Source organism: Paenibacillus sp. FA6, assembly GCF_051550225.1.
Taxonomy (GTDB): domain Bacteria; phylum Bacillota; class Bacilli; order Paenibacillales; family Paenibacillaceae; genus Paenibacillus_AQ.
Genome location: NZ_CP188820.1, coordinates 3,685,800 through 3,698,572, shown reverse-complemented (window position 1 = coordinate 3,698,572; position 12,773 = coordinate 3,685,800). Strand labels below are relative to the sequence as shown.

The 12,773-nt window shown below is 42.2% G+C and carries 9 protein-coding genes and 1 tRNA gene; 5 read left to right on the top strand and 5 right to left on the bottom strand.

The features are described from left to right. Positions 1-221: 221 nt before the first annotated feature. The 4 genes from ACP8HI_RS17280 to ACP8HI_RS17265 form a co-directional block, all read right to left on the bottom strand. On the bottom strand, positions 222-4,613 hold the full coding sequence (locus ACP8HI_RS17280; protein WP_438347437.1) for an S-layer homology domain-containing protein: 4,392 nt from the start codon (positions 4,611-4,613) through the stop codon (positions 222-224). A gap of 306 nt (positions 4,614-4,919) precedes the next feature. Continuing rightward, positions 4,920-6,119, bottom strand: coding sequence for an MFS transporter (locus ACP8HI_RS17275; protein ID WP_438347436.1), 1,200 nt, complete (start codon positions 6,117-6,119; stop codon positions 4,920-4,922). Positions 6,120-6,133: 14 nt separating this feature from the next. Continuing rightward, positions 6,134-6,589 carry a MarR family winged helix-turn-helix transcriptional regulator gene (locus tag ACP8HI_RS17270; protein ID WP_438347435.1) on the bottom strand — a complete coding sequence of 152 codons (456 nt, stop codon included), beginning with the start codon at positions 6,587-6,589 and terminating at the stop codon, positions 6,134-6,136. Between the two features lie 104 nt (positions 6,590-6,693). Next, a complete protein-coding gene (locus ACP8HI_RS17265; protein ID WP_438347434.1) occupies positions 6,694-7,320 on the bottom strand; it encodes a PAS domain-containing protein in 627 nt (208 codons plus the stop codon). Positions 7,321-7,491: 171 nt separating this feature from the next. On the opposite strand from ACP8HI_RS17265, the gene ACP8HI_RS17260 reads away from it, so the two are divergent. The 3 genes from ACP8HI_RS17260 to ACP8HI_RS17250 all read left to right on the top strand — a co-directional run bounded on the left by ACP8HI_RS17260 (position 7,492) and on the right by ACP8HI_RS17250 (position 8,840). Further along, positions 7,492-7,854 (top strand): helix-turn-helix domain-containing protein, encoded by a 363-nt coding sequence (locus tag ACP8HI_RS17260; protein ID WP_438347433.1) that lies wholly within the window; start codon positions 7,492-7,494, stop codon positions 7,852-7,854. A 102-nt stretch (positions 7,855-7,956) separates the two neighbouring features. Next, positions 7,957-8,038: transfer RNA gene (locus ACP8HI_RS17255), tRNA-Leu, on the top strand. A gap of 100 nt (positions 8,039-8,138) precedes the next feature. Then, positions 8,139-8,840, top strand: coding sequence for a copper homeostasis protein CutC (locus ACP8HI_RS17250; protein WP_438347432.1), 702 nt, complete (start codon positions 8,139-8,141; stop codon positions 8,838-8,840). 67 nt (positions 8,841-8,907) lie between these two features. Here ACP8HI_RS17250 and ACP8HI_RS17245 read toward each other — a convergent pair whose 3' ends face one another. Continuing rightward, positions 8,908-10,107, bottom strand: coding sequence for a GNAT family N-acetyltransferase (locus tag ACP8HI_RS17245; RefSeq protein ID WP_438347431.1), 1,200 nt, complete (start codon positions 10,105-10,107; stop codon positions 8,908-8,910). A gap of 118 nt (positions 10,108-10,225) precedes the next feature. On the opposite strand from ACP8HI_RS17245, the gene ACP8HI_RS17240 reads away from it, so the two are divergent. Both ACP8HI_RS17240 and ACP8HI_RS17235 read left to right on the top strand, forming a co-directional pair. Then, the gene (locus tag ACP8HI_RS17240; RefSeq protein ID WP_438347430.1) at positions 10,226-11,239 is read left to right on the top strand and encodes a LacI family DNA-binding transcriptional regulator; all 1,014 of its coding nucleotides are present in this window, start codon (positions 10,226-10,228) and stop codon (positions 11,237-11,239) included. Between the two features lie 97 nt (positions 11,240-11,336). Beyond that, entirely contained in the window at positions 11,337-12,689 is a 1,353-nt protein-coding gene (locus ACP8HI_RS17235) for an FAD-dependent oxidoreductase (protein WP_438347429.1), read from the top strand. Positions 12,690-12,773 lie beyond the last annotated feature (84 nt).

Below are 12,773 nucleotides of genomic sequence, written 5' to 3'. Positions count from 1 at the left end.
CAATTGAGAGGGGTATGCACCATGGATTCGGTATTGTTTATTGCTGGTTGGGCTATTGTTGGAATTTGTATTGGAGGAATAATTGTAGTTTTCAAATCTAGAAATAAGAAGTAAGAGGACGATAAATATGAATGAACTGGATCATGACTATAGTCATTGCAATAGTAATAGCAAGCAAAAAGCACCGAGATTCTCGGTGCTTTTTGTATACTTGAAAAATGTTAGGATTGGCGATCTGTATGCAATAGCCAGCGATATAAAATCGCAGATAACTCAGCTCTAGTCATCCATTCCTGTGGAGCAACTTGTCCATTGCTACGACCATGAATGATTCCAGATGAGATTGCTGCTCCAACATCTGCTTGTGCCCAAGAAGAAATTTGACTGGCATCCTCGAAGGAGGTCAGGGCAGAAAGTGCAGCATCTTCTTTAACACGGATACCTGTCAATTTGGCGATACGATTAAGAACGATAATGGCTTGCTCACGAGTGACTAAGCTGTCTCCTTGGAAGCTACCATCAGGATAACCTTGTAATAAGTCAAATGTGATCGCTGCCTCCAGCTCATTAGCATACCAGGCTTCTGGACTGACATCCTTAAATCGGTTTGTGTAGCTGATTTCGCCTAATCCTAAAGCTCTCGCTGTCAGAGCAGCAAGCTGTGCTCTCGTAATAGATTGATTTGGCTGAAAGCTTCCATTCGTAAATCCATCGACTACACGGCGGTTTGCGAGCTCTTGAATTTGTTTCTCTGCCCAATGACCTTGAATGTCTTTAAAGCTCTTCGAGTATTGAATCATTGTGAAGCTGCCATTGCTAATGAGACTTAGCTCAGCAAAGTTTTGGCCATTCTCCGTGATGAACTTGGTCGGAATATGGACAATTCCTTTCTCATCCAGACGAACAGCGGTTGTTAGATCTGTCTGATCAATAGGGAAACGAAGCTGTGCAAAGCGATTAAAGCGGTCAACAGCTGCTGATTTCTTTCCTGCTTGGACTTCCAGCTTGAGCTTAATGAGCTTTCCATTGCTGACTACCCCTGCTGGCAGCGAGCCGGATTGAATGCTTTGTTCATCAACCTGCAGATGCAATACGACAGAATATTTCGTATCTTCCGAGAGCTCCAACTGCTGCTTGATTTGATCTGTAATGACATTCTCGACAGGGAAGCGATATTCAATCCCCTGATGCTCCAGCTGTACAAAGCCTTGAGGAATAAATAGCTCTGTCCAAGCTTTTTGTGAGATCTCCAGCTTAATGTTTTTTTCTTCTCTGGAGGATATAATCTTCCATTCTCCATTAAGATTAGTAGCATTGACGCCATCGCCATTGATCCAAATATCAACTGTAGTCGTTGGACTAATGCTAGTTGTTGGACTAATGCTAGTTGTTGGAGCATGACTAGGGGGTGGAGCAGGACTAGTTGTTGGCGGAGTGACAACAACTCGTGCGGCTTCCCTTGTTACAAGCACAGTAGAATCGTGAGTACCCTCAGCGTCTGTAAAGCGAGATGCTATCGTATTCAGCCCAACTTGTAGTGGAATATCTGTTCCCCAGGCATATGGAGAACCTTCGACCCATAGCTCTGCCGAGGTAATACCTTTTGTTTGATCATAAGTAGCCTTCGTTACGGATACTTCATAGGGAATGGTTGCTGAATAAACAGCAGCGGTTACCGTAGGTGAAAAGTTAACGTTAGCCAGTTGTAACGAATACTCAAATTTTTCTGTTGTGAACGAAACCTGCTGGCTGTATCGGGTCTGAGTGCCATCTGTAGCAAAAGCTCTAGCATAGTATACAGTATCCGGCTGTAGTCCATTAATCGTATCGTTCATTACTGCTTGATAAGGGGCAGTAATAACAAGCATCTCATCCTCTACAGTTGGATTCGGGGAGGTGCTAACAGCAACGCCAACCTTCTTGAAAAAATTGAGCTTTAAAGTGTCTAGTGTCACTTGTGCAGGTGCTGCGGCATAGGTTGTACTACTGATTGCTAGATCAACTACCCAATTCTTAAAGGCAAGTTGTTGAGTAGCCGACATTGCAATTTCTGCTGTTGCTGTATTCACCGCCAGCACCTTCCAGTAGTAAGGTATACCCGGTATCAACGGTGAGGCACTCAGATTGTGGCTGGTCTCACCCGTCACATCCAGCTGTTGATAGGTGATAAAGTTAGGATCAGTAGAAAGTAGCAAATACTGTTTGTCAAAGTTGGCAGAGTCATTGGAATTTGTCCACTCGAAAATGACTTCATCCTCATTTGCTTCGTAGAGCACTTTATCTACTGTAGAGCTCAGTACAGGAGCTATAAGTGTATTTCCCGTTTTCAATAAGATAGGAATATACGATCTGCCGCGGAGCGAAGATTTAAATGAATCATTCATAAGATGTATGCTTGTTGCTGCACCTGACGGGAATGAACGGGTGCCATCATTACCATCTTGACTATAAGTATATATTTCCATGTAAGGGGTTGGCTGATGAGCTTCAGCCTGCACGACAATTTCCCCAGTTTCCTCAAAAAAGATAAGCTGCATTGTTCCTTTATTCCATGAATGTTCGATATTTGAAAACTGGATAACAGCCATTCTTTTGCCAACTTCACTGCCGATTACGGCATGATGAATGGCATCAGGCTCACCGTACACAAGCATTCCAGTCTCAGGATGACCCGTGAAAAATATTTTTTTATGGGGGTATAAGTCTGTGATTTGAATTTCATTTAACTTTGTTCCGTTAAAGGGAAAGTTAATTTCTAAGTCTAATATCGTACCCGTGACAGGCGTAGCAAAAGACTGCTGGGTTTCAGTGACCGTTGTAAATGAAGCCTCATGGTTCGAATCCGGTGTAGTCATCTGCACGAGAACAGGAATCATTTTATATATGTTAGAAGAAGGGTCATAAACCTTTTTGGGAATGAGATAGGTATCCTCTGAGTAATAGCTCCAGAAATCAGAATAATACCTATTTGGGTCTTGATAAACTGCCCCATAATTCGGTTCAACGATGGATAACATTCCCCAATCCTCATAGATTAGAAAACCTGAGCTATCCATAACACCTGAGTTATAGTCAAGCGGGTATGTTGTATCTACGTAATGATGCGTAGTAGGATTCAGCCTATACATATTTTGGCTATCTATTTCAGTAAAAGTAATCTGTTCTCCATCGCCATGCATATTCAGGCCAAATCCGCCTACCGGATAAGTATACTCTATTACCAACTCTTTGTTTGCGGCATTCCACGAATATTGTTCTAGTTTGTTCTCATAAAGGGCCATAAGCTGCCCGTTTGGCGTCCATAGGATTTCATTTGGATTGATCAAGACCGTCTTTAGAAGAGAGAAATCATCAGCAGATATAATGTCCATATTAGGTTCGCTCTCATTCTCATCAAAGGTGGTAAAAAAGTACCCTTCGTGATAAGCCACACTACTTACTTCTTTCAAAAAAGTTTTGCTTCGTATATAAATGCCTTGTTCGTCGAATTCATCAAGCATACGGGTACTTCGATCAACAACAAAAAAGTGGCCATTATCCGGATTTGCAATCATTTGAACATCTTCATCTTGATAAGCTTCTCCTCGATAACGGTTTAAAAGGTTCGCATAGGTGTAGGTTCGTTCAGTATGGTTATAGGTATAGAGGGTTATGTCCTTTCTTAAGCCTACGATCAAATCTCCATTATTCGTAAATTCGATAGAGGCTGAGTCAAGTGAATTACCATCTTCCAGCTTAATCTTGTCGTTTTCATTGAGAAAAAGGTAGTTATCCCCGTCAACTTTTCCCCTAAATGCACTAAATTGACCATTTTCAGAGGCAGCAGGATTGGAATTTCTGTTATTTGTATCAAGCGGAGTGCAAGTCGTCAGATCTGGCTCATTGCAAACATAAGCATCATCGTTCGAAGCTCCTCCCATGACAAGATATTTGCCATCTCCTGTAGATACGATGCTAGAAATTTTCTCATTCAATAACGTATTAACGGTTGTAACTGGAGAAGGGGCGGCTGTTGTGTTCAAGATAGAGTATTGCTGCCCTGCCCGCGTGGAAATATAGATGATGCCGTCCTTACCCTTTTGCATCCACGAAGGTCCGGTCGTAAATACATGCAGATTATCCTCGACAACTTTATTTGTAGATACGTCGAGCTTAATCATCGGATAACCTGCATTCTTAGCTTTCAACACAATATATAGATATCGATTTTGACCTTCTTTGGAAAAAGCCATCTTAACTGGCTCAATAGTAGGTGCTACCCCGCTTGTATTCCAGCTGGCTCCTGTCAATTGAGCGGCTAACTGATCACGAGTGATTAAGCGACCTAGAAAATTTCCATCTGTTGTAAAATGGAAAATATCTCTTTCATTGACGTAGACTTCATTAGCGATTACATACAGATTGTTAGTATCATCTGCTTCAATCATATTAATGTTTTCGATAGACCCATTATCCGGAAAAGTGAACGCATTTGGTGCTAATGAAAAGGGGGCTTCCTTAATGCCGTATGCATCAGTGGGTGTAGCCGCAGCTGCTTTTGGTTGAATAGGCAATCCGGCCAATAAAGAAGTAAGTAAGGTGAATACAACAAAAAAATTAATAACTCTTTTCATAATCTGCCTCCTTGAATGTGAAGCACCGTGAAATGACAAACATTCGACATGAAGTTTGCCTTTTCGCGTTACTTTGATTCGAAGTGTAACATAGAGCAATGAAAGAATTATGAAAGAAATACAAACAGGCTGCTCAAGTGTTCTGATCGAATCTTGAGCAGCTTTTTAATGTGCATGTCGCAATATTATAGTCGCACTGGCATATGAGCGCATTATGATTAGGTTTTTTACGGATTGTTAAAACCACTCTCTATCAGAATGTTAAGTTCTGAATAGGGAGTGGTTTTTTGATACCTGATTCTTTTCTCATTGACGTGATTGTACCAAATGAGAATCACGCTTGAACCCCTTCACCATATAGACGGCATAGAGCACAATGAATAACACAAGGAATATAGATGAATACCGGTACATGACAGCATAACTTGAGTGGGAAGCAATTTGTCCTAGAGATAGTGCTCCGATTGCTACCCCAAGATCAAGCGAGTTGAAATACATACTATTGGCCATTCCTTGCTGCTGTGGTGTGACCGATTGAATCATCCATGTCTGGATTGTAGGCTGTGCTGTACCGAAACCAACGCCATAGAATAAGGCTGCCACTGCAAGAGAAATGGTAGAAGTTGAATAAGAAAGTAGGATGAGCCCGGTCATTAGAAACAGGGCTGCTGGAATGAGCAGTACAATATGACCTTTGCGGTCATAGAGTTTACCTGATATCGGACGGACGATAATAACCGAAATAACATTAAATAAGAAGAATAATGATGCATTTGCGAGATGAACCTCTTTGCCAAATAAAATCAAAAAGCTCAATAAACCGCCATAGGTGATGGACATGAGCATGTTAAGTATACTTGGAAGTATTAGTTTTTTATTGAAACCTGTTTTTTGAGGTGCCGCTGAGAGTTCCTTAGGAGGTATAACAGGAGGCTGAACCTTTTTAGTGATGGGATAGATCAATGGGAAAATCAATAGGCTTGTTGCCAAGGTAGCGTACACTAACGTAGTGAACCCACTTTGTCCTAATAAGGTACTTCCGATTACTGGACCTAGAGATAGCGCAACACTAGTGGATAACCCGAAATAACCCAAACCTTCTCCTAATCGTCTGTTTGGAATGACACCGGAGGCCATCGTCGGCAACGTCGTACTTCCCATTCCGAAGCCGATTCCAAATAGAATACGCATAAGTAGTAGCATCGCTACCGTTCCACTCCATAAATATCCGAAAGTAGCAAGTGTAATGAGAATAAGTCCTGTGAAAAGGATAGTGTTTCTTTTACCTTTCTCTAGTGCCTTGGCGGAGAATAGACGTGAAGCGATGGCGGATAGAGCAAAGAGAGTCGTGAACAGACTAACGGTTAGATCACTCGCATGGAAATGATCTTTAACATAAGCAGGCAGTGGTGATATGATCATCTGTAAATTTAGAAATAATAATAAGTTACATACAGTAAGCATCACGAATTCTCTTGTCCAGAGTTTATCTCGGTTGATTTCCATTCTTTTAAAGACTCCTATTCTTGTTGTGTTTTATCGATATTATGTTGGATTTGTTGCATGATTTGTTGTAGAGATTGTAGCTGCTCATCTGTGATCCCAGATACCAACTTGTCATTCAGCCCTAACTCCAGAGGAAGTGTATCTAAGATGAGTGTCTTAGCTGAATCAGTTGCGCAGATCAAAAAGGCCCTGCGATCGGTCGGGTTCATTTGTCTTGTTATTAGCTTCTTCTTATCTAGAACATCTAAGATACGCGTCACTGTGGGCTGATCTTTATCCGTACGGAGTGCAATTTCTTTCTGGTTAATTCCTTCCTCATGGCATACTTGATATAGGACGGCCCACTGTTCAGGGGTGATGTCATAGGGTCTGAGTCTATTAGCAAATAAGGTGCTGATCTTACGAAAAATATGTGCGTATTTGAATCCGATGGACTGTTCGGGGGAAGGAAATCTAAACAGAGTAAACACATCCTTTTTATAGTTGTTATAACAACTATATTCCTGACAACTATTATTGTCAATGAGGCTAGGAAATGAAAAGGATAACATCATGTTCACTTAGGCATGGTGCGTTATGATTCGGGTGGGCGATCTAATACGGAAGAGTATTTAGGGTATAGACGACGAATACAATCTGGACATATATCATGGGTGAATTCTGCGTAAGTATGCTTCTCTAAGAAACATTCAATATCATTCCATAAATCATCATCCTTGATTCGTTTACAGACAGCACAGATGGGGATGAGACCACGTAGCGTGCGGATCTGTGAAAGAGCTTCATGGAAATCAAGTTCCATTTGTTTTCTTGGGGTAATATTACTGACGGATATAACAGCACCCTTAATAAAATTCGTTTCATCCTTAAAAAGTGGATAAGCCACTAACGTGAGCCATTCGGTTGTATGGTTCAAGATCATGCTAAAGTCATAAGTCAGTGAATGCTTGTGGCCGTTGAGAATACACTGAAATGAATTCATGATCGTGCTGTCATGTTCTTGTGTACGCGAAAGAGTATCGCAGATTTGAAAAAAATTAACACCAAGCCATTGGAAGTGTGAGGGGATATTATGGTAAGCTGACAATTGCTCCCAAGCTTTATTTATAGCGATGATATATCCTGCCGAATCGATGGCTATGACGCTTATCTGTAATGAATGAATAACTTCGTTATGGAGTGTTGCTATATCATTAGGCATAACTATCCTCTCCCCTGTAACTTAAATGGTTCATGTCTAAATAGTTGGGAATTTTGTGATATAATTCAAAAAGAATATAATAATTATTATATGCGTGATTACGTCATTTATCAATATAAAATACTGATATGCGTCATTTTATTTTTAACAACGTTGGAAGGCGGTCATAAGATGCAGACTATTTACGAACGTATTGAATTTCTTATTAAGAATAAGAAAATGACAAAGAAGTTATTTTGCGAAGAACTAGGAATTAGTACTGGGAATCTAGGTGATTGGAAGAGAGGGAAGTCCACACCGAGTACCCATAAGTTAATAGAGATAGGTGAGTATTTCGATGTTAGTTTGGATTGGCTCATCGTGGGGAAAGACCCTCAGAATGACAGGTTGAAAGAAGAACAAGGTATATACATATTAGACAAGCATCGACTGCTACAACGTACAACTTCCGAATTAAGCGAGCGAGAAGAGGACTTTATTAGGGAATATATTGAATTTACAAATTACAGAAGAAACCACCATTTAGAGAAATGAGATTTCGGTGAATAGAGAAGGGTACCATCTGATAATGTGGTCTTCCCTTTACTTTTAATCGGTATCCATGTAGTATATATTGTGTTGTTAAAAATATTGTGCGCGGTCGTGGTGGAACGGCAGACACGCTACCTTGAGGTGGTAGTGCCCATTGGGTGTGAGGGTTCAAATCCCTTCGACCGCATTATAGCTCGAAATCATTGGAAGTCTTGCATAGCAAGGCTTCTTTTTGTTGTATAATTGCCTAAGATAACCGGATAGCATTGTACATATAGGTGATTGAGGTGAATGATTTGATATTAGAGGTTATTGCGACGAGTGTCGCGGATGCTGTATTGGCACAAGAGCATGGAGCGGATCGGCTTGAGTTGATCTCAGGAATCATGGAAGGTGGCGTAACGCCGAGCATTGGATTGATTGAGAAGGTGTTGCGCACTGTCACTATTCCAGTACATGTGATGGTGCGGCCTCACGCGAATAGCTTTTGTTATGATGAGGATGATCTTGCCGTCATGGTTCGGGATATTGAGCGTATTCGTGAGCTAGGAGCAGCAGGTGTCGTATTGGGGGCTTTGACGTCGGATAAGCGTTTGGACACTTCAGCACTACAGATGCTTCTACGTGAAATGGGGCAGACAGCGGTTATATTTCATCGTGCCTTTGACGAGCTAGAGGATCAGCTATCTGCACTTCTTGAACTCGCAAGTTATCCTGTTATTAAGGGTGTGCTAACTTCAGGTGGGATGCCGAGTGTGCTGGATGCTAGAGCGGAGATCCAGGCGTTAATGAAACAGAGCATGAGTCTACCGATTGAAATTATGGCAGGGAGCGGCTTAAGCGTAGCCTCATTGGATGAATTTATTTCTCAAACTGATGTTACGCAAGTTCATATGGGTACTGGTGTCCGCATAAACGGACATGCACTTGCTCCCATTGACCCTAATAAGGTTAGAGCGGCAGCAGCAATAACAGCGAAATACAAATAAGAATGACGGAATAGAAAAAGCCTGTTCATTAGAACAGGCTTTTAAATATGAGCTATAATATAGATATCTAAAACTTATCCATATTATAGAAGACAGAGTTCTGGTTCGGGAAAAGAACCTCAAGCACACTATGGAGTGATGCTTCCTTGGAAGAGCCATCATATCCTTGAAATAGCATAGATATGAAATTCTCTTGGCTTAATATGATGGTAGTATACTCGAGTCCTGTTCGTGCATCAGACTCAATAGATACTTCTCCATTCAGGTAATGAATATATGCCTTTTGTCCTACACACTCCAAACATAATGGTAGGCTTTCTTGAGCATACTCCGGACTGTTGCCCAGTCTCTTTTGAAAAATAGAGGTAAGCTTAGCGAGTAAGGGGTGAAATCGGATGACTTTCCACATCGCATAATTCATCGTATTCTTCTCGGCGCCCCATTGGATGAATGCTTCGACCAGAGCGTGATCGTCTGGAAGGCTTGCCTGAATGGAAGTAGCATCAAGACGCTGTTGCACCAATGCGTGAAATAAAGGGACGGCTGAATTTTCTTCGCCTTCGAGATAGCATAACTCCTCTAGATGAGCAATTCCGCCTTCCTTTGTTTCCGATATAAGTCCGTAGGCAACAATGACTCCATCTCGTACAGCTAATAAGCAGGCAGCGGCTTTCCATCTAGGCCAATGAAGCTGATCTTGCCACACAGCCGAGGATCTAATCGCTGTATAAGTTCTAGAATCGTTAAAATGTTCATAAATATCGGATACGGCATCGCAGTAGGACGAATCGAAAGGAATGGCCTCGATATGCGTATCGTTACTAGCCGTGATGGATGTGGCATTTAAATTGTATAAAGGTTCCGGGACAATATTCCAACCATGTTTTTCATAAAATGGGGTGATGACAGCGTATAGTAAGGAGAGATCGTACTCCTCCTGTTCCATCCATTGTGTGAGGGTATTCAGAATTTGTCGGCATTGTCCCTGTCCTTGGTATTCAGGAACGGTGGCTACGCTACCTAATCCTCCGATTTTCACTTCTGCATGATCAACGCGGCTAATAATCGGGAACAATTGGACGGTAGAAGTAATAGTGTTTTGTTGTGTAGCAATCCAGGTAGTAGACATGTCGTAGGTTGAATCTTGGTCTAACCGGATTTGAAAAAAGTCCCTTCCAACATGAAAGGCATTTCCTAGAATATCATAGACGGCTTCTAATTCTGTTCGGTTTACAATACTGCGTATTTCTGTTTGTTGGGTTGTCATTGAATATATAGACCTCCTATAATGAGAGCGTTTTCCTGTTTTTGTTGACATAAAAGCGCTGATGCATGATAATATGAATATAACATATATGGGAGCGCTCCCACAATAGGTGATGATAATGAAGCATACATTGGAATCCGTTGCAGGTTTAGCGGGAGTATCAAGAGGGACTGTATCCCGTGTAATTAATGGCTTACCGGGAGTGAAACCGAAAGTGCGGGAGAGAGTGCTGGAGATTATTGAACAGACCGGTTATGTTCCTCATCCGCAAGCAAGAAGCCTGGCCGGTGGCAAGACAGGGAATATTGGGGTTATGGTGTTTGGGCCGAAACCGGATTTCTTGAGTCATCATATTTTCTATGAGGCGCTTCAAGGTATTCAAGCAGACACCATTGCTAATGCTTATGATCTGCTCTTATTAGCTAACCGTAGCGACTCGGACCGGGATTATTGGAAGAAGGTCGCTACGATGCGGAAGGTGGATGGGCTCATCATCATGGGTGAGCATATTCAGCAGGAGTATTTGATGTATTACCGAGAACAGAAGATACCTTATGTTCTAATTGGAAAAAGGAACTATGATTCATTACCGATTGCGTGTGTTACCTCCGATTATCGCCATGGGGCTTACCAGGCAACAAGTCATCTGCTGCAATGTGGCAGACGCCGAATCGTATACATCCAAGGTCTTACGAATACTTATCATGAGAATGAGAGATTTGCTGGGTATATTCAAGCATTGCTTGAGGCTGGAGTAGAGCATGACCCAACTCTAGTTATCCATGGTAGAGCAGATCAGGAAGAGGCACGCCAACAGACGAAGCTTCTACTGGAGAGAAATATTCGATTCGATGCTGTATTTGCGGCAAACGATCTGATGGCATTCGGTGCGTTGGAATCGCTCTTCGAACGGGGTTTTCGAGTTCCAGAGGATATTTCGGTCATAGGTTATGATGATATTCAGGCAGCTGCGTACTCATCTCCGCCATTAACAACTGTACGACAAGATAAGATAAGGCTTGGGAAAGAAGCGGTCGGACTATTGTTGGATATTTTTCGCGGTAATCTCGATGTGAATGAACCCAAGGATATTATCATTGATAATGAGTTGATCATTCGAGGAACAACTTAACAGCAGGAAAGCTAAGAAGTATGGACATGAAGGTTAACTGTCCGTCTTTTGGACTATAGTGGGAGCGCTCCCATATTGAAGGGAATGAAACGAACAGATGTCTAATTTGCATAAAGAATATGATGTAGCAGTTCTTGGGGGTGGACCAGCGGGCATTACGGCTGCCATTAGTGCTGCGAGAAACGGAGCCAAGACGATCATTATAGAACGTTACGGATTTCTTGGTGGTATGTCTACTGCAGCGATGGTATATCCATGGATGACCTTTCATTCGGCAGTGGGTGAGCAAGTTATTAAGGGCATTGCCCAGGAAATTATAGATCGATTAATGGCTCTTGGCGCATCACCAGGTCACTTAAGAGATACCGTCGGATTCACTCATACTTTGACGCCTTATCATCCCGAGGTGTACAAAGTGTTAGCTTGTGACATGCTCGAGGAAGCGGGGGCTGATATCCTACTTCATACAGCGGCTATAGATGTCAAAACGAAGGATAACCGTATAAGTGGTGTAACTTTGTACAATAAAAGTGGTATTTCGGAGCTCAAAGCAAAGGTGTATATCGATGCAACCGGAGATGGAGATATCGCTTATATGGCAGGGGATCCTTGGGAGAAGGGGAATATCGACGGGAAAGTACAACCGATGACGATGAAATTTCGCATGAGGGGCGTCGACCTGAACAAGGTCAAGGACTACATGCAGAATAACCCTTCCGAATTCTACGAGAAATCATTGATTTCAGAACTGGATCTTATACCACTCACAGGGGTTATGGGCTTCTACAGTCAATGGAAAGAAGCGGATCTCCCTATTCAACGTGATGGTCTTCTATTCTTTAGCGGACCGAATGAGGATGAGGTTCTTGTGAACGTAACCCGAGTATCAGGTCTAGATCCAACGAATAGTGAGGAATTGACGAAGGCAGAGATTGAAGGGCGCAAGCAAGTCCTCCTTCTAGAAGCTTTTTTCCGGAAGTCTATTCCGGGATTTGAGAAAGCCAGCGTGTCAGCAGTAGGCGCTCAGATTGGAATTAGGGAAGCAAGACGGATTATCGGGAAATATGTGTTGAACGGTACGGATGTATTGGATGGCAAAAGATTCGATGACGTTATTGCCAGAAGTGGTTATCCGATTGATATTCATAATCCAGAAGGTAAAGGCGTCACCGCTAATTTCATTCGAGAAGGCGGCGCGTATGATATCCCTTATCGCAGTATCGTTCCAATGAATACGACGAATTTGTTATTGGCTGGGAGATGCATTTCAACGACGCATGAAGCTCAAGCAACGACTCGTCTGACGCCAAGTTGTATGGCAATAGGCCAAGCGGCAGGTGCCGCAGCAGCACTGGCTGTAATGCATAACTGTGCAACAGCAGAAGTTCCTATTCTTGAATTACAGGCACGATTAATCGAAGGCAATGCCGAATTAGGATATGTAGACTAAACGGATGATTTCGGGAAGATATGAACAATGGCTGGAATTATGAGTGGATGGAAGCGGATGTAATCACATCAAGGAGGTGAAAGA

Coding starts and splice junctions, on each gene's coding strand:
- ACP8HI_RS17280 (WP_438347437.1), bottom strand. CDS start 4,613: ATGAAAAGAGTTATTAATTTTTTTGTTGTATTCACCTTACTTACTTCT.
- ACP8HI_RS17275 (WP_438347436.1), bottom strand. CDS start 6,119: ATGGAAATCAACCGAGATAAACTCTGGACAAGAGAATTCGTGATGCTT.
- ACP8HI_RS17265 (WP_438347434.1), bottom strand. CDS start 7,320: ATGCCTAATGATATAGCAACACTCCATAACGAAGTTATTCATTCATTA.
- ACP8HI_RS17260 (WP_438347433.1), top strand. CDS start 7,492: ATGCAGACTATTTACGAACGTATTGAATTTCTTATTAAGAATAAGAAA.
- ACP8HI_RS17245 (WP_438347431.1), bottom strand. CDS start 10,107: ATGACAACCCAACAAACAGAAATACGCAGTATTGTAAACCGAACAGAA.
- ACP8HI_RS17240 (WP_438347430.1), top strand. CDS start 10,226: ATGAAGCATACATTGGAATCCGTTGCAGGTTTAGCGGGAGTATCAAGA.
- ACP8HI_RS17235 (WP_438347429.1), top strand. CDS start 11,337: ATGTCTAATTTGCATAAAGAATATGATGTAGCAGTTCTTGGGGGTGGA.